The sequence below is a fragment of the Ancylobacter sp. WKF20 genome (genome assembly GCF_029760895.1).
GTDB lineage: Bacteria > Pseudomonadota > Alphaproteobacteria > Rhizobiales > Xanthobacteraceae > Ancylobacter.
On the sequence record NZ_CP121679.1, the window covers coordinates 283819 to 300733 of the forward strand.

At 67.4% G+C, this 16915-nt stretch carries 13 protein-coding genes; 10 read left to right on the forward strand and 3 right to left on the reverse strand.

All coding sequences use genetic code 11. The features are described 5' to 3' along the window. Nucleotides 1-588: 588 nt before the first annotated feature. The 6 genes from AncyloWKF20_RS01310 to AncyloWKF20_RS01335 all read left to right on the forward strand — a co-directional run bounded on the left by AncyloWKF20_RS01310 (nt 589) and on the right by AncyloWKF20_RS01335 (nt 9100). Nucleotides 589-2718: a polysaccharide pyruvyl transferase family protein gene (locus AncyloWKF20_RS01310; RefSeq protein ID WP_279316177.1), complete on the forward strand. Its 2130-nt coding sequence runs from the start codon at nt 589-591 to the stop codon at nt 2716-2718. Further along, nucleotides 2715-4109, forward strand: a complete 1395-nt coding sequence (locus tag AncyloWKF20_RS01315) for a capsular biosynthesis protein (protein ID WP_279316178.1) — start codon at nt 2715-2717, stop codon at nt 4107-4109. The genes AncyloWKF20_RS01310 and AncyloWKF20_RS01315 overlap by 4 nt, the downstream gene beginning before the upstream one ends. Beyond that, the gene (locus AncyloWKF20_RS01320; protein WP_279316179.1) at nt 4106-4999 is read left to right on the forward strand and encodes an SDR family NAD(P)-dependent oxidoreductase; all 894 of its coding nucleotides are present in this window, start codon (nt 4106-4108) and stop codon (nt 4997-4999) included. The genes AncyloWKF20_RS01315 and AncyloWKF20_RS01320 overlap by 4 nt, the downstream gene beginning before the upstream one ends. Nucleotides 5000-5135: 136 nt before the next feature. After that, complete coding sequence (locus AncyloWKF20_RS01325; RefSeq protein WP_279316180.1) at nt 5136-6587, forward strand: mannose-1-phosphate guanylyltransferase/mannose-6-phosphate isomerase; 1452 nt, start codon at nt 5136-5138, stop codon at nt 6585-6587. Between the two features lie 22 nt (nt 6588-6609). Next, on the forward strand, nt 6610-7680 hold the full coding sequence (locus AncyloWKF20_RS01330; protein WP_279316181.1) for a polysaccharide pyruvyl transferase family protein: 1071 nt from the start codon (nt 6610-6612) through the stop codon (nt 7678-7680). Further along, nucleotides 7664-9100 carry a glycosyltransferase family 1 protein gene (locus AncyloWKF20_RS01335; RefSeq protein WP_279316182.1) on the forward strand — a complete coding sequence of 479 codons (1437 nt, stop codon included), beginning with the start codon at nt 7664-7666 and terminating at the stop codon, nt 9098-9100. Before AncyloWKF20_RS01330 ends, AncyloWKF20_RS01335 begins: the two co-directional genes overlap by 17 nt. 21 nt (nt 9101-9121) lie before the next feature. On the opposite strand, the gene AncyloWKF20_RS01340 is transcribed toward AncyloWKF20_RS01335, so the two are convergent. From AncyloWKF20_RS01340 to AncyloWKF20_RS01350, 3 genes are all read right to left on the reverse strand, one after another. Next, nucleotides 9122-10450: a hypothetical protein gene (locus AncyloWKF20_RS01340; protein ID WP_279316183.1), complete on the reverse strand. Its 1329-nt coding sequence runs from the start codon at nt 10448-10450 to the stop codon at nt 9122-9124. Nucleotides 10451-10464: 14 nt separating this feature from the next. Beyond that, nucleotides 10465-11472 (reverse strand): GSCFA domain-containing protein, encoded by a 1008-nt coding sequence (locus AncyloWKF20_RS01345; RefSeq protein ID WP_279316184.1) that lies wholly within the window; start codon nt 11470-11472, stop codon nt 10465-10467. A gap of 282 nt (nt 11473-11754) precedes the next feature. Beyond that, the gene (locus AncyloWKF20_RS01350) at nt 11755-12882 is read right to left on the reverse strand and encodes a hypothetical protein (protein WP_279316185.1); all 1128 of its coding nucleotides are present in this window, start codon (nt 12880-12882) and stop codon (nt 11755-11757) included. Nucleotides 12883-13284: 402 nt separating this feature from the next. Here AncyloWKF20_RS01350 and AncyloWKF20_RS01355 point away from each other — a divergent pair, with 402 nt between their 5' ends. The 4 genes from AncyloWKF20_RS01355 to AncyloWKF20_RS01370 are packed head-to-tail and all read left to right on the forward strand — an operon-like array spanning nt 13285 to nt 16902. Continuing rightward, on the forward strand, nt 13285-14262 hold the full coding sequence (locus AncyloWKF20_RS01355; protein ID WP_279317845.1) for a zinc ABC transporter substrate-binding protein: 978 nt from the start codon (nt 13285-13287) through the stop codon (nt 14260-14262). Next, nucleotides 14259-15188: a manganese/iron ABC transporter ATP-binding protein gene (locus tag AncyloWKF20_RS01360; protein WP_279316186.1), complete on the forward strand. Its 930-nt coding sequence runs from the start codon at nt 14259-14261 to the stop codon at nt 15186-15188. Before AncyloWKF20_RS01355 ends, AncyloWKF20_RS01360 begins: the two co-directional genes overlap by 4 nt. After that, nucleotides 15185-16054 carry a metal ABC transporter permease gene (locus tag AncyloWKF20_RS01365; protein ID WP_279316187.1) on the forward strand — a complete coding sequence of 290 codons (870 nt, stop codon included), beginning with the start codon at nt 15185-15187 and terminating at the stop codon, nt 16052-16054. Before AncyloWKF20_RS01360 ends, AncyloWKF20_RS01365 begins: the two co-directional genes overlap by 4 nt. A 2-nt stretch (nt 16055-16056) precedes the next feature. Beyond that, the gene (locus AncyloWKF20_RS01370) at nt 16057-16902 is read left to right on the forward strand and encodes a metal ABC transporter permease (protein WP_279317846.1); all 846 of its coding nucleotides are present in this window, start codon (nt 16057-16059) and stop codon (nt 16900-16902) included. Nucleotides 16903-16915: the final 13 nt, after the last annotated feature.

The window sequence follows — 16915 nt, forward strand, 5'->3', positions numbered from 1 at the left end:
TTTGGGCCAACGAAGGTATTATGGGACCTCATTTCATAAGTAATGCGATTTATCCGACGCGTTGCGTTGAAAATGGAGGTAAAACATTTGAGCCCGGCTTCGCTCGCTGTGTGGTTGTGTACTGTCGATTATTCACCCAAATGCGGCGATAACGTGAACGTGAACAAGCGCAGTTTCTGCCATTACGGTACCACAACTAGAGAGACGTATGGCGATCCGGAATGCGTCTCGCACCGTGTGCCGGGTGCCGCAGCGCGAGGGGCATGAGGGGGAACGGTTGGGAGGCCGCTGGAGAGGGGTGGTCGGCCGATGGTCTTCCCGCCTCCTGGCGCCACGCCGCCCGCATGCGGAGCGGTCTACAACGTGGTGGCGGGCAAAAGGTTCAATACAACCGCGAATATTTTACTGAGGTGGACAGGCTGTCCGAACATGGTAATTCTATTGCCCAAGCGGGGACTGTCCGTCGCAATTTGACGGCGAATATGTTCGATATTCTTGATTTCGAGAGGTAATATGGCGCCGACGCTGGACGCAATCGTTCGGGCTCAGGGCGAGGTACCCCTTGGTTGGGCGGGGTCGACCACCCTCATGGACTATCTCAACTTCGAGGACGCGCTGAGCCCGATCATGACGGCTCTCGTTGGTGGCGTTCCGGTGCGCCGGGTGCCCGCGCGCTCGCAATCGGTGCGCATGGCCGCGATCGGTGCCATCGGCCACACCTTCGAGGGCGGGCAGGTGCATGTGTGGGGCACGGGCTGCTCGCCCTGGAAGAACCCGTCCGCCTCGCCCGACCGGCGCGTCGCTTTCGAGGCTCCCGCGCATGGCGCGATGGTGCTGCACGCCACCAGCGGCCCGGTGGCCGAGAAGCTGATGGCCAATGGCGGCCCGCGCCCCGGCCTGTATGGTGATCCGGCCTGGCTGCTGCCGCAGTTCTACCGGCCGCAGGTGCGCAAGAAGTGGAAGCTCGGCGTCATCCTGCACGTCTCGGAACTGGCCGACCGCTCCTTCGAGGCGCGCCCGCTGCCGGCCTTCCAGCGCTACCAGATCCCCGAGGAGCTGAAAGGCGACATCCACCTGATCACCACGGTGACGCCGCTGGGGGTGGAGTCGATCCGGGCCAAGCTCGACGAGATTCTCGCCTGCGAGCGCATCGTCTCCATGACCATGCACGGCCTCGTCGTGGCCGAGGCCTATGGCATTCCCAACCTCTATTTCTCGCCGCTCTCCGAGCCGCGGGGGCTGGGGCGGCTGGAGCTCGATCCGAACGGGCCGTCGGACCTGCGCGTGGTCGATTTCTATCTCGGCCTCGGCCGCCGGCAGACCGCCGCCTATTTCCAGGACCGGGGCCTCGGCACCGACTGGCACGCGGTGATGGAGGCGGTGGACCGCACCTGGGAGCCTTCGGGCTTCGCCGCGGACCGGCTGATCGACGCCTTTCCCTTCAAGCCCTCGCCGATCAAGCCGCGCGGCGGCCGGACGGTGTGGCAGCACCCGGTCATCAAGGGGCTGGTGCTCCAGCATGATGTGGCCCAGCTCCAGCAGCAGGACCGCGAGGCCGGCGGTGGCTTCGCCGCTGCGCCCGCCCGTGCGGCTCCCTCTCCCACCCCGGCGCGGGCCGAGCCTGTGGCGGCGCTTGCCCTGGCGCGTCCGCGCGAGACGGTCGAGGTCCGCCGCACCGATATTCCCCCCGCCGGTCCCGATGCGGGCGTGCCGGAGCCGCTGGCGACGCTGCTGCGAATGAACGCCGACCGCATCTCGATCCCGCTCTCCTGGGCGGCGACGACGCGGGAGAGCCCGCACGCCAATCTCGGCGATACGCTGAGCGCGCTTATCGTCGCCGGCATGGCGGGCGTGCCGGTGCGCCGCGCCGGTTTCGATCAGCCGATCGAGCGCATGGTCGGGGTCGGCACGATCGGCCACAACCAGCGCAACGGCGTGCTGCATTTCTGGGGCACCGGCGTCGATGCCGAGCGCAACCCGGTCGATCCGCTGGTGCATGGCTATGTCCGCCCGGCCAATACCGAGTTCAACATCCACGCGCTGCGCGGGCCGAACAGCGCCCGCACCCTGCGCGCCGCCGGCATCGAGGTGCCCGATATCTTCGGCGACCCGGTGTGGATGCTGCCGCGCTTCTGGCCGATGCGCGACGTGGAGAAGACGCATGATCTCGGCGTCATCCTGCACATCACCGAGCTGGACGGGCGCGAGCTCGATTCGAAGGTGAAGGCGTCGCTGATCCGCTACGCGGTGCCCGATGCCTTCAAGGACCGCATCCGCCTCATCAACACCCATTGCCCGCCGACGCCGGAGGGCATGAAGGCCAAGGTGGCGGAGATCGTCTCCTGCCGCGCCATCGTCTCCACCTCGCTGCACGGCCTCGTCATCGCCGAGACCTACGGCATCCCCTGCGCCTGGTTCGCCACCTATGGCGATGGCGAGGGGCGGATGCTCGACCTCGGCAATCACGAGCACCAGATCGACCACCGGATGCGGGACTTCTATTCGGGCGCGGGGCGGACCACGCTGTCCTCCTACTGCCTCGACCGCTCCAAGCCGACCGACTGGAACGCCGTGCTCTCCTGGGTCTATGGCAAGTGGCGCCCGCTCACCTATGACGACCGCCCGCTGATCCGTGCCTTCCCGATGCCGCTCGCGGTGTCGCCGGACGACAGCTCCTGGCCGCTGCCGGCGGCCATTGTCGACCGGATCGACTATTGAGCGGGGCGGCCAAAGGGCTCGCTCTCGAGGCGCGCGAGGGCCTCGCCTTCGCGCGCGCGCCGGGCGAGCCGGTCGCGCTGGAGCGGCTGTCGGGCGAGCGCGCGACGCCGCCCGTCCGTCCCGCTGTCGCGGCGCGCCCGCAGGGGCGCGACGGGAAGCTCGACGGCGCGGTGTTCCTGTTCCTGCAGGGCCCCGCCTCGCCCTTCGGCCATCGCCTCGCGCAGGCGCTAAAGGCGCGCGGCGCGCGGATCGAGAAGGTGCATCTGTGCGGCGGGGACGTGATGTTCTGGCCCGGCCGCGCCCGGCTCTATCGCGGCGCGCTGGCCGACTGGCCGGATCATGTCGAGCGGCTCCTCAGCGAGGCCGGGATCACCGACCTTGTGCTGTTTGGCGACTGCCGGCCCTATCATGGGCCGGCTATCGCCCTGGCGCGGGCGCGTGGCATCCGCCTGCATCTGCTGGAAGAAGGCTATGTCCGGCCCGGCCGCATCACCTGCGAGAGCCGGGGCGTCAATGCGCATTCCGATCTGCCGCGCACGCCGGCGGCGGTGACGGCGCAGGCCGCGCCTCTGCCGGAGCCGCTGGAGCCCGCCCCGGTGCCGGAGCCTTTCGCGCCCCGCGCGCTGTGGGATGTGCGCTGGCATCTCGGCTACTTCCTGCTGGCCCCGCTTTTCCCGCGCTACCGCCGGCATACGCTGATCCACCCGGCGCGCGACTATGCCGGCTGGGTGTGGCGCTGGCTGGGGTCGAGCGCGGCGGCGCGGCGTGACCGGGCGGCGCGGGCGCGCATCACTGAAGGCGGCGCCTATTTCCTGTTTCCCCTGCAACTGGAAGGCGACTTCCAGATGCGGGTGCATTCGGATTTCCGCTCGGTGGAGGAGGTGGCGCGCAATGTGCTCGGCTCCTTCGCCCGGCACGCGCCGGATGGGGCGCGGCTGGTGGTGAAGCGCCACCCCTACGACACCAGCATTCCCGCCAGCCGGCGGATGATCGCCCGGCTGGCGCGGGAGTTCGGCCTCGACGGGCGGGTGATCTTCATCGAGGACGGCGATGTCGAGCCGCTGGTCGCGGGTTGCGCCGGGGTGGTGCTGGTAAATTCCACCACCGCCATTCTGGCGCTGAAGCATGGCCGCGCGCTCAAGGTTCTGGGCCGGGCCACCTATGACATGGAGGGGCTCGCCCATCAGGGCCCGCTCGATGATTTCTGGCAGGCGGAGGCCGCGCCCGACGCGGCGCTGGTCGCCGCCTATCGCCGGCTGGTGATCGCCCGCACGCAGCTTCCCGGCGGCTTCTTCGCGCCGCAGGCCATTGCCACGGCGGTGGACGGCCTCGTCGCCCGCATGGCGGTGTCTGAGGTCGAGGCGCTGCCGGCGCGGGAGGCGCGGCCATGAGCGGGCGGCACATCCTCATTACCGGCGCGTCCGGCGGGCTCGGGGCGGCGCTGGCGCGCCATTACGCGGCACCGGGCATCGCCCTGTCGCTGATCGGGCGCGATGTCGAGCGGCTCGCCCGCGTGGTGCATGATTGCCGGATGCGCGGCGCGCAGGTGCGGCTTCTGGTGATGGATGTGCGCGAGAGCACCGCGCTGCATGCGCTGATCGCCCGGACCGATGCCGAGCAGCCGATCGACACCGTCTTCGCCAATGCCGGAATCGAGGCGAGCCTCGGCCCGCGGGGTGAAGCCGAAGCGCTCGACGATGTGCTCGCGCAGATCCGCACCAATGTGGAGGGGGCGGTGGCCAGCGTGCTGCCGCTGATCGACCCGATGCGGGCGCGCGGTGAAGGGCGGATCGTGCTCATCGCCTCGCTCGCCGGGCTGATGCCGCTGCCCGACCAGCCGACCTACAGCGCGACCAAGGCGGCGCTCATCGCCTATGGCGAAGCGCTGCGCCCGGTGCTGGCGGGGCAGGGGGTGAGCCTCACCGTCGCCTGTCCCGGCTTCATCGCCACCGGCATGGCTGAGACCTATCGCGGCTGGCGCCCGCTGGAATGGAGCGCCACGCGCGCGGCGGCGACCATCGCCCGCGCGACCGAGCGCGGGGCGCGGCGGGTGAGCTTTCCCTTCGCGCTGGCGGGACTGGTGGCGCTTGGCCGCTTCACCCCGCCCGTGCTGCGCGAGGCGGTGCTGCGCCGGCTCTTCGCGGTTGAGGTGAAGCCACTCGCGTCCAGTACAGCCGCTGCGTGTTGCGATGCAACCAAGTTATCGAAAAAGGTATCAGAAGATATAATTCCCGCAAAATCTGACAGAAAAGAGGTATTTATTGACGGTTCACTGCCATAAATTGCCACAATTTTTGTTCTAATCAGACTGATGAATGCATGTTGACGTATTCGTTATCACATATACTATCTCGCACTTGCGAATAAACGGCTCTGTGGTCCTGTGATGACCGCACGCGCAATGGCGGAGAAGAAAGATGATCGCTGACTCGAAGATCGTGCCGGTCATTCTCGCGGGTGGTTCGGGCACCCGCCTGTGGCCGATTTCCCGCGACTCGCTGCCCAAGCAGTTCCTCGCTCTCGCCGAGGATGCCGGCACGCTCTATCAGGAGACGCTGCGCCGCGTGGCGCCGGGCGCGCTGTTTGCGGCGCCCATCGTCGTCACCAATGAGGAATTCCGCTTCTTCGCCCAGCGCCAGGCCCGCGAGATCGGCATCGAGCCGACCGTGCTGCTGGAGCCGGTGCGGCGCGATTCCGCCCCCGCTTTGCTCGCCGCCACCCTTCTCGCCCAGCGCCTGCATGGCGACGAGGTGAGCGTGCTCGTGCTCGCCGCTGACCATGTGATCGGCGACACGCCCGCCTTCCACGCCGCCTGCCACAAGGCGCTGAACGCCGCCGGCCTCGGCCATATCGTCACCTTCGGCATCACGCCGACCGAGCCGCGCACCTCCTATGGCTATATCCGGCCGGGCGCCGCGCTCAATGGCGGCAGCGCCGCGCGCGTCGAGGCCTTCGCCGAGAAGCCGCATGCCGAGCTGGCCCGCCAGTACATGGATGAAGGCTATCTCTGGAATTCCGGCAACTTCCTCTTCCCCGCTCAGCTCATGCTGGACGAGGCCGAGCTTTATGAGCCGGACGTGGTGGACGCCGTGCGCCGCGCGCTGGCGAGTGCCAAGAGCGATCTCGGTTTCTGCCGCCTCGGCGCGGATTTCCGCAGCGCGCCCAGCGTGTCCATCGACTATGCGGTGATGGAGCGCACCAGCCGCGCCGCCGTGGTCGAGGGCCGCTTCCCCTGGTCCGATGTCGGCAGCTGGAACGCCATGCGCGAGATCGGCGCGGCCGACGAGCGCGGCAATGTGCAGCGCGGCCCGGTGCGGCTGGTCGATGCGCAGGACAGCTACATCCATTCCGACGGCCCGCTGGTCGCCGCCGTGGGCGTGAAGGGGCTGTCGATCATCGCCACCGGCGACGCCGTGCTGGTGATGCCCTCCGAGCGTTCGGAGGAGGTCAAGCACCTCGTCGCCGCGCTGAAGGCCGAGCGCCGCAACGAGGCCAATGAGCACCCCAAGTGCCACCGGCCCTGGGGCAGCTATGAGACGATCAATCTCGGCGGGCGCTTCCGCGTGAAGAAGATCGTCGTCGATCCCGGCGAGCGGCTGTCGCTGCAGAAGCACCATCACCGCTCCGAGCACTGGATCGTCGTGCGCGGCACGGCGGAAGTTACCGTCGGGGAGACCGTATCGACGGTTCACGAGAACCAGTCGACCTATATCCCGCTCGGCTCGGTCCACCGGCTTTCCAACCCCGGACGCATTCCGCTCGAACTCATCGAGGTGCAGGTCGGCTCCTATCTCGGCGAGGACGACATCGTCCGCCTGGAGGACATCTACCAGCGCGTCGAAGCGGCCCCTGTTCTGGCGGCTGAGTAAGCGCAAAAAAGGAAATCATCCTGTGAGCAAACCCACCCTGCGAGAACTTGTCCGTGACACCGGCACCGTACCGCTGACCTGGGCGGCGGCGACGCGCCAGCAGAACTACCTGAACCTCGGCGACGCGCTTTCCCCGGTCATGGTCGCGCTGCTCTCCGGCCGTCCCATCGCCCATCAGGCGCATGACGCCCTGAGCACCCGCATGGCGGCGGTCGGCACCATCGCCCAGAACCTCAAGGGCGGCGACGTCTCGGTGTGGGGCACCGGCTCCTCGCGCTACCTCAACCCGACGCAGGACGGCGAGCGCCAGCTCTTCCGCCCCGATCCGAGTTCGATCTACCGCGTCCACGCCACGCGCGGCCCGGTCAGCCGGGCCATTCTCGGCGAGGAAAACGCTGTCGGCCCGGCGGTGTTCGGCGATCCGGTCTGGGCGCTGCCGCGCTTCTACAACCCGAAGCTGGAGAAGAAGTGGGAGCTCGGCGTCATCGTCCACCTCTCGGACCTGACCGACCGCGCCCTCGATACGCTGCCGCGCGAGGCCTATGAGCGCTACCACATCCCCGCCGAGTTCGAGGGGAGCGTGCACATCATCAACACACTGACCCCGATCAGCGCGCAGGGGCTGCGCGACAAGCTGGACGAGATCCTGTCCTGCAAGCGCCTCGTCTCCACCAGCCTGCACGGCATGGTGTTCGCCGAGAGCTACGGCATTCCGTGCCTGTATTTCTCGCCGCGCGGCCAGCCGGAAGGGCTGATCGAGCGCAAGCTCGACCCGGATGACGGCTATGATCTGCGCATCACCGACCTCTATCAGGGCGTCGGGCGCTCGGCCATTCCGGTCTATGTCCAGCGCCGCAACAAGCGCACCGACTGGGCTCACCTGATCTGGGCGATCGACCTCGCCTGGCGCCCGGTGGAGTTCGATGTCGATCCGCTGATCGACGCGCTGCCGATCGACGTCGCCCCGGTCGCCGTTCCGCGCGAGGGCACGGTGTTCGACCTGCCGCTCATTCGCGACATCCCGTATTCGCACGGGCCCTACAAGGCGCCGGTGGCGCGCAAGGTGCCGGAGCCCGATGCTGTTGCGGGGTGATGAGACCGGCACGGGCGCCCTCGCGGGTGCCCAGCCGGGCGTGATGCCGGATGCCCCCGCCAGGCTCGTGCCCACGGGACGCGGGCCGGGTCGCGGCACGGTGATGATCGACGGCTACAACCTCGCGCTGGAGGCCGGCACGGGGGTCGCCACCTATGCCCGCAATCTGAGCTTCGCCTGCGGCGCGCTCGGCTACCGGACGGAAATTCTCTACGGCACGCGCGCCGCGCCCAGCGCCGACCCGCTGCTGCGCGAGATCGCCTTCTTCGATCCCAATGTCGGCTCGCCCTCGCTGATGCTGGAGATCACCCGTCGCCTGCGCCAGCTCATAACCTCCCCGCTCGGCGTGCGGGCGAAGGACGTGCCGATGAGCGGCAAGGTGGTCACGCGCGCCTTCCAGTCGCGCCTGCCGCATTATGATCGGATCTGGAACGCGCCCGAGCTGTTCTCCCGCAGCTACTGGCACTTCCACGCCTATAAGCACTTCCTGACCGTGAGCGGCGTCGACAAGCCGGCGCTGATGCACTGGACCTACCCGCTGCCGATCCGCCTGCCGGGCACGCGCAACATCTACACGCTGCATGACCTCGTGCCGCTGCGCCTGCCCTTCACCACGCTGGACAACAAGAAGTTCTACAAGCGGATGATCCAGGGCGTGCTGAACCGCGCCGATCATATCGTCACCGTCTCGGAAGCCTCCAAGCGCGATATCGTCGACCTGTTCGGCTACCCCGAGGAGAAGATCACCAACACCTATCAGGCGGTCTCGATCCCCGCGAAATATGCGGAGAAGAGCGAAGACCTCGTCCGCGAGGAGGTCGAGGGTGCGTTCGGGCTGAAGTACAAGGGCTATTTCCTGTTCTTCGGCGCCATCGAGCCGAAGAAGAATATCGGCCGGCTGGTCGAGGCTTATCTCGCCTCGCAGGTGAGCGAGCCTTTGGTGCTGCTCGGCAAGACCGCGTGGAAGGCGGGCGAGGAACTGCGCTTCCTCAATGAGGGCAGCAACCGCTATCTCGAACAGCTCGACAACCTCACCTTCACCCGCGACCGCGTGCGCCGCTTCGATTACGCGCCGTTCCCGCTATTGGTGAGCCTGATCCGCGGGGCGAAGGCGCTCGTCTTCCCCTCGCTCTATGAAGGGTTCGGCCTGCCGGTGCTGGAGGCGATGTCGCTGGGCACGCCGGTCATCACCTCGAACACCTCGTCCATTCCCGAGGTCGCGGGCAACGCCGCGCTGATGGTCGACCCTTACGACCCGCGCGCCATCGCCGACGCCATCAAGACCATGAGCGTGGACGCCGATCTGCGCGCCCGCCTCGCCGGCGAGGGCCGCGTGCAGGCGGCGCTGTTTTCCGAGGATCGCTACCGCGACCGGCTGGGCAAGCTCTACGCCCAGCTGATGCCGGAGGGCGTGCGGTAGGCGTCTGTCCGCCGCCGCGCCTCAGGGCTTTGCCGTCTCGAAGATCAGCGCCCAATTGTCGAGGCGCCGCAGACCGGCGTTGAGTTTGCTGGCATCTTCGGCGCCCTCGCTGTCCCGCAGATTGCCATGTGGCGGCGTCTTGGGGTCGAAGGGATCCTCCGGCCGGCCGAAAGCGTAGCTCAGGCGGCTGCCGGGCGCGGGCTCGGCGCGGAACGACACGCGCACCTCCTCGCCCGACACGATGCTCACGTCCACAATGGCATCCGGCAGGAGCTGCCCTTCCGGCGACCAGAGGTCGAACCCCATATGCGGCGCCGGCGGTAGCGCTTGCGCGTCGAAGGCCAGCGGCCCACGCGGCACGGCGAAGCGCAGCGTTACCGAGCGGCTCGCCCAGCGGGCGTCCTCAAGGTCGAGCGCCAGCGGTGGCACGGGCTGCGCGGTCTCGCGGGCATGGACCAGCTTCGCCAGCGCGCGGCCGAAATAGCGGCCAATATCGCGATAGGTCTGGTTGGTGGCGTGGATGCCATCGCGGAACGCACCGAAATAGAGCGGCAGCACGCAATAGATCGTGGCTTCGGAGGCGGGATCGGCCGAACGCGCGGCCTCGCGCAAGGCGAGCGCGATTTCCGGCCGCGCCGGGGTCTCCGGGCGCCCGCGCGCGAGATAGGCGAGGTGGCTGGCCGGCTGATAGGCCAGCAGCGGCGGCACCCAGCTCTGCCCGGTGATGTGGCGAACATCGCGGGAGATGGTTGTTGCCAACGCGGCGAGGTCGGCGGCGTAGCGCGCCCGCGGCGTGCCCGCGCGCTGGTCGGTCTCGCCATGTGACCAGAGCGTCGCGAGATAGCGGTAGCCGCGCCCGGATTGGCCGAGCGTCTCGCCGGCAGTGACCCGCTCCATCAGCCGCGTATAGTTGATGCTCCCCGGCATGAGGGCGGTCAGCCGCGCGCCGGCGCGCCCGGCGGTCGCGCCCAGCATGGTCATATCGAGCTGGTCGACCGCGACACCGCGCAGGCGCGCAAGGGTCTGGACGAAGGTCTCCGCCGCCGCGGCGATGCCGGTCTCGCCCCGGTTCCGATCATCCGCCTCGGCCAGCGGGACAAGGGCGTCGAGCCGGGGCGCGGCGCCCAGCGGGGGCCTTATGCCTTCCGCGAACATGACGGCGTGGGGGCTCGACGCCGTGCTCAGCGCCGGGACGCCGAGAACGCCGACCGAGAGACTCTGGCCATAGCCCATGATCTGCCAGAGCGGCCGGTCGTCGGCGCGGGCGTCCAGCGGGGTGACGAACGCCGCCAGCGCGAGAAGATGCGCGAGCCGGCCCAGGCGGGCTGATCGGCGGCCCGCCCGCCGCATGGACGCGGGCTGCCTCACCCGGCCGCCGAGCGCGCTTCCGAAGGCGGCTCTTGGCGGGCGGCGCGGCGCTGCGCGATCCGGGCCTGGATGCGGGCCTGCCGACGCTCGAGCCGCAAGGCTTCGCGGCGGTCGTCGGTGCCGTCGTCATTGGTCGCGCGCTTGGCGACCGCGCTATGGCCGAGCGTACCGACCAGCCTGTCGAGCCGCTGCGCCTTGCGATAGGAGGCGTCCAGCGCCTCCTTTGGCAGGGCCGGGGTGCAGAAATAGTGCTCGAAGATCTTCATGTTGAAGTCGAGCACATGCCGGTAGACGTGCCGCCGATCTTCCGTCCACTGATGGTTGAAGGCGTACATGACGATGTCGTAGCTGGGGAAATAGAACAGCCGCTCATCGGTCGGCATGGTCGCGTTGATGAACTCGTCGACCGCCGAGCGGATTGTCGCCTTGGACACCGCGTTGGCCGACAGGCAGGTAACCGGCCGGAAAGTCGCGGTGAGCGGAATGGGCGAAACGGTCAGGATGATCGTGGCGTCGGGCCGGAACTTACGGATCAGCGCATGGATCGCCGTGATGTTCGCCAGCGTCTCGGCATGGGTGGCGACGCGGAACTTGTGGCGCGTCGCGTCATACCGGTCCTTCGGAATGGCCCGCCAGAACACCTCGCCGGTGGGTTCGTCGTACCAGATCTCGCTGAGGCCGAGCGTGATGACGAACACCTCGGCGGTATCGAACAGGTTCTTCGTGTCCTGCCGCGCGCTCTCGCTGTAGCCGAACTCTTCCGCGCTGTAGCCGTGCCAGAGGTCGAGCGCCGGCGTCTTGTTCAGCCAGGCCCATTCGAACTGCTGGCGAATGGCGTAGGTGTGGACCATGCCGTCGCCCATATGGGTGACATAGGCCTTGTTGTCCTTCTTGGTGAGCACGTTGAAGCCGCGCTCATGAAGGTGATTGCTGATATTGGCGGCAAAGCACGAGCCGAAGGCGACGATGGGCGTGGAGTGTTCGACAAAGCCGCGGGACGGCACCCAGCCATGCGTCAGGTATTGGCTTATTGTGTAGTTTTTAAGCAACGACTGATCATTGGGGTAAAAATTAGTCGTTGATCCTCGAAAGAACGATGAGCTGGTTTGTCGTGCGACGCCATCCTGTGTAATCGTGATGTTCTTCATCTAGATACCTTCCGTCTAAAATGAGCAACATAAGATAATGTTAACTAATTTCATGCGGAGTCGGCGGTACTTGTAGGTAAAGTATTTATTAAAAATATAGTACTATATTCGATGTTGTTTGGTTGAATGCTCTTGGCCCTACGGCGCCCAATAAGCCCGGTCGGCGACGCCTGCACTATCTGGCAAGGGCGCGGCGGGGCGTGGGATGGTGTTGGTGTAGTCTTCGCACAGCGTCAGATACCAGAGGTGGCTCTCGCCGCTGACGGGGTCGCTGATGATACGGGTATAGGCGTCCGGCTGCGGCGGGCCCGGGCTGAAGCGGGTGCGGGCGGAGATGTCGACGGTGCCGCCCACGGGCGGGCTGCACCGCCCACTCTTGAAGAGCCGGCGCGCGAGCTCGGGCGCGCTTTCGCCGCCGCGCGGGTGGGTCCAGTCGGCGCGCGCCCATTTTTCCCAGCGCGACAGGCCGAAGGCGCGCGTCCAGTAGGTCTGCTCCATCTGCAGCGTCGCGCCCGGCGACAGGCCGTCCTTGCTTACCTGCGCGAAATGGCTGGAGACCAGCGCGGTCATCTCGCGCCCGGATTTGAAGCGCATGGGGCTGACCAGCCAGGCGGTGAAGGCCGAGCGGTAGCGCGTGGGGCAGGCCCCCATCACGTCCGACGCGGCGCCCTTGGCGAGGCTGCTTTCAAACACGCCGAAGCCGGCCGCGCCGACCTCGGGGACCTTGGCCGGCCCGATGATCCAGCCGCGAAAGAACCGGCGCGACGAACGCGAGCCGGGGACGCAGCCGGGCGACTGGTAGACCGAGAGCGCGACCGGGCTGTAGCTGCCCATGATGAAGCCATAGGCCTCGTCATGCCATTGAATGGAGGCGCCGGCCGGAGAGGGGTCCCTGTCGGGGCCCGCCCCCTCGGCGCAGTTGGAGGTGACGGGAGTGTTCGAGGAGACGATGCGCGTCTGCCCGTCGCGCGTGACCGGCAGGTTGAGGCGCTCGATGGTGCCCTGGTCGCCACCCTGGTCGGGGGCGCAGCTTCGCCGCCCGGCGAAATTGTGCAGCCCATAGGGTGGGATTTCGCCAGGGCGCGCATCGCGCATGCGGGTGCAGGCGGTGTCGCCCGGCACGAGTGGCAGCGGCCTGTCGCCTGCGTCGACGCACACATCCATGGTCATGAAGTCGCCGATGTCGGCATCGCCGGCCTGCACGGTGCCCGGCACCTGTCCAAGGGCCAGGGCGAGAAGCAGCACGGGGGTCCAGCGACGCATCATGGGCTCTCATCGATCGGGAAGGATTGATGACCGAATTTACCCCCGCCTTGATCTATCCGGCGGTGCCATGAGGGGGGCGATAAGATTTAGCCGATGGTTCGGGCCGACAGCGCGGCAAGAATGTGTTGGTTACGGACCTCACCTCGCCACTGAATAGATCGGATGGCCGAGGCGGTGCGTAGGGAGAAACGCTCCCGCGCCGGCTGTGCTGGACTTCTGCGCGCGAATAGCCATCGGAGGCGGGCATGAAACATGACCCGCGAAACATGACCCGCGAAACATGGCGCGCGCGGAGCTGCGCTGATCACTCACGCGTGTGCAAGATGCAATTAATTCGCAATTGCGTCTTGGGTCGGTTCGCGTAGAGTGCTTTTGCAACTCATTCGCAGGAGCAGGGTGGTGATGATCGTACGCGGAGCGCAGGGTGAGGTGGGGCGACCGGCAGGGCGCAGCCGACGGCGCGTTCTGGCGTTGATGGCGGCGGCAGGACTCGTGCTGGGCGGCTGGGCGCTCGGCGCCGATGCGGTCCGCGCGCAGGACGCGGGAGCCCCGAAATTCAAGGTGGTGACGACCTTCACCATTATCGCCGACATGGCGCGCAACGTGGCGGGCGACGCGGCGGTGGTGGAGTCGATCACCAAGCCGGGCGCGGAGATCCATAATTACGCCCCGACACCGGGCGACCTCCAGCGCGCGCAGGGTGCGCAACTCATCCTGTGGAACGGCCTCAATCTGGAGACCTGGTTCCAGCGCTTCTTCCAGAACCTCAAGGGCGTGCCGAGCGTCGTCGTCTCCGACGGTGTCGAGCCCATGAGCATCAGCGAGGGGCCCTATAGCGGCAAGCCGAACCCGCATGCCTGGATGTCGCCGGACAATGCCGCGCGCTATGTCGACAACATCCGCGACGCGCTGGTGAAGTACGACCCCGCCAACGCCAGCACCTACACGGCGAACGCCGCCGCCTATAAGGCGAAGATCGCGCAGGCCGCCGCGCCGATCCGCGCGCAGCTCGACACTATTCCGGTGGAGAAGCGCTGGCTGGTGACGAGCGAGGGGGCGTTTTCCTATCTGGCGCGTGATTACGGGCTGAAGGAGCTCTATCTCTGGCCGATCAATGCCGACCAGCAGGGCACGCCGCAGCAGGTGCGTCGGGTGATCGACGCGGTGCGCACCAACAAGATCCCCGCCGTGTTCAGCGAGAGCACCGTCTCCGACAAGCCGGCGCGGCAGGTCGCCCGCGAGACCGGGGCGCATTATGGCGGCGTGCTCTATGTCGACTCGCTCAGCGAGGCCGACGGGCCGGTGCCTACCTATCTCGACCTCTTGCGCGTGACCTCCACCACCATCGCCAAGGGACTGACCGACGGGGTGTCTCAATGAAGATGGAGGCCGGAACCGCCAGCGGTCCGAATGAGACGGGCCTTCGCGTGCGGGACGTCACCGTCACCTATCGCAACGGCCACACGGCGTTGCGCGCGGCGAGCTTTGCCATTCCCGCCGGCACCATCACCGCGCTGGTCGGGGTGAACGGTTCGGGCAAGTCGACGCTGTTCAAGGCCATTATGGGCTTCGTGCCGGTGGCCGCCGGCGAGATCACCATCCTCGGCGGCAGCGTGAGCGAGGCGCTGAAGTCCAATCTCGTCGCCTATGTGCCGCAGGCCGAGGAAGTCGACTGGAACTTCCCCGTTCTGGTCGAGGACGTGGTGATGATGGGGCGCTACGGCCATATGGGCTTCCTGCGCATTCCGCGCGCCGCCGACCGGGCGGCGGTGGATACCGCGCTCGCCCGCGTCGGCATGGAGGCGTTGCGCAAGCGGCAGATCGGCGAACTATCCGGCGGGCAGAAGAAGCGCGTGTTTCTCGCCCGCGCGCTGGCGCAGGATGCCCGCGTGATCCTGCTCGACGAGCCCTTCACCGGCGTCGACGTGACCACCGAGGAGACCATCATCGCGTTGCTGCGGGCGCTGCGCGACGAGGGGCGGGTGATGCTGGTCTCGACCCACAATCTCGGCAGCGTGCCGGAATTCTGCGACCGCACGGTGCTCATCAAGGGCACGGTGCTGGCGCATGGCCCGACGGCCACGGTGTTCACCCAGGCCAATCTGGAGAAGACCTTTGGCGGCGTGTTGCGCCATTTCGTGCTCGGGGGGGCCGGGCTGCACGATGATGACGACCGCCGCCGCCTCGCCGTGCTGACCGACGATGAACGCCCGCTGGTGTTCTATGGCGAGGATGGCGCGATGGAGCACAAGAACCGTGAGGGCGCTGCGCCCATGCCGGAGCCGATCTCGGGGAAGACGCCATGATGGCGCTGCTCGCCGAGCCGTTCGCCTATGAATATATGCGCAACGCCATGTGGGTTTCGGCGCTGGTCGGGGCGGTCTGCGCGTTCTTGTCCTGCTACCTCATGCTCAAGGGCTGGTCGCTGATCGGCGACGCGCTCTCGCACGCCATTGTCCCGGGCGTCGCCGGCGCTTACATGCTCGGCCTACCCTTCGCCATCGGCGCCTTCTTCTCCGGCGGCCTCGCGGCGGCGGCGATGCTGTTCCTCAGCCAGCGCACCAAGCTGCGCGAGGATGCGGTGATCGGGCTGATCTTCTCCTCCTTCTTCGCGCTTGGCCTGTTCATGGTCTCGCTGTCGCCGACCTCGGTGAACATCCAGACCATCGTGCTCGGCAACATTCTGGCGATCACGCCGGAGGATACGCTCCAGCTCGTCATCATCGGCGGCGTGTCGCTGGTGCTGCTGCTGGCGACCTGGAAGGATCTCGTCGCGGTGTTCTTCGACGAGGCGCATGCCCGCTCCATCGGGCTGAAGGCGACGGCGCTGAAGGTGATGTTCTTCACCCTGCTCTCGGCTTCGACGGTGGCGGCGTTGCAGACGGTGGGCGCCTTCCTCGTCATCTGCCTCGTGGTGACGCCCGGCGCGACCGCCTATCTGCTGACCGACCGCTTCCCGCGCCTGCTCATGCTGGCGGTGGCGATCGGCGCGGTGACGAGCTTCGTCGGCGCCTATATCAGCTATTTCCTCGACGGGGCGACCGGCGGCATCATCGTGGTGCTGCAAACCGCGCTGTTCCTCGCCGCCTTCGTCTTCGCGCCCAAGCACGGGCTGCTCGCGGCGCGCCGGCGGGCCGCGCAGGCGCTGCGGGAAGGGGAGGTGGCCCCATGAGCGTGGATCTTCTGGCGACCCTTGCCGCGCCCTTCCAGTTCGATTTCATGGTCAAGGCGCTGGTGATCTCCGCGCTGGTGGCGGTGCCGATGGCGCTGCTCTCCTGCTTTCTGGTGCTGAAGGGATGGTCGCTCATGGGCGACGCCATCTCGCACGCGGTGTTCCCCGGCGTGGTGCTCGCCTATATCGCCGGCATTCCGCTGGCCATCGGCGCCTTCATCGCCGGCATGTTCTGCGCGGTGGCGACCGGCTATCTGAAGGACAATAGCCGCATCAAGCAGGACACGGTGATGGGCATCGTCTTCGCCGGCATGTTCGGCGCCGGGCTGGTGCTCTATGTGAAGATCCAGTCCGAGGTGCATCTCGACCATATATTGTTCGGCGACATGCTCGGCATTTCGCTGGCGGATATCATCGAGACCGGCGTGATCGCCGCGCTGGTGGCGCTGGTGATCGGCGTGAAGTGGAAGGACTTCCTGCTGCACGCCTTCGATCCGGCACAGGCGCGCGCCATCGGGCTGCCGGTCGGGTGGCTGCATTACGGGCTGCTCTGCCTCGTCTCGCTCACCATTGTCGGGGCGCTGAAGGCGGTGGGGCTGATCCTCGCCATCGCCCTTCTCATCGCGCCGGGCGCCATCGCCTTTCTGCTGACGCGGCGCTTCGGGGCGATGCTGCTGACCGCGCTGGTGGTGGCGGTCGGCGGGGCGCTTACCGGTGTCTATCTGTCCTTCTTCCTCGACAGCGCCCCCGCGCCGACCATCGTGCTGGTGATGAGCGTCATCTTCCTCGCCGCCTTCCTGCGCGCGGCGCAGCGGCAGGGCCGCATCATCGCCGACGCGCAAGGCTAAGGCGCCGCCGCCC

Bases quoted from the DNA above. Each gene is read 5' to 3' on its own strand.
- AncyloWKF20_RS01335 (WP_279316182.1), top strand. From the start codon at position 7,664: ATGCTGTTGCGGGGTGATGAGACCGGCACGGGCGCCCTCGCGGGTGCC.
- AncyloWKF20_RS01325 (WP_279316180.1), top strand. From the start codon at position 5,136: ATGATCGCTGACTCGAAGATCGTGCCGGTCATTCTCGCGGGTGGTTCG.
- AncyloWKF20_RS01355 (WP_279317845.1), top strand. From the start codon at position 13,285: ATGATCGTACGCGGAGCGCAGGGTGAGGTGGGGCGACCGGCAGGGCGC.
- AncyloWKF20_RS01365 (WP_279316187.1), top strand. From the start codon at position 15,185: ATGATGGCGCTGCTCGCCGAGCCGTTCGCCTATGAATATATGCGCAAC.
- AncyloWKF20_RS01350 (WP_279316185.1), bottom strand. From the start codon at position 12,882: ATGATGCGTCGCTGGACCCCCGTGCTGCTTCTCGCCCTGGCCCTTGGA.
- AncyloWKF20_RS01360 (WP_279316186.1), top strand. From the start codon at position 14,259: ATGAAGATGGAGGCCGGAACCGCCAGCGGTCCGAATGAGACGGGCCTT.
- AncyloWKF20_RS01320 (WP_279316179.1), top strand. From the start codon at position 4,106: ATGAGCGGGCGGCACATCCTCATTACCGGCGCGTCCGGCGGGCTCGGG.
- AncyloWKF20_RS01310 (WP_279316177.1), top strand. From the start codon at position 589: ATGGACTATCTCAACTTCGAGGACGCGCTGAGCCCGATCATGACGGCT.
- AncyloWKF20_RS01340 (WP_279316183.1), bottom strand. From the start codon at position 10,450: ATGCGGCGGGCGGGCCGCCGATCAGCCCGCCTGGGCCGGCTCGCGCAT.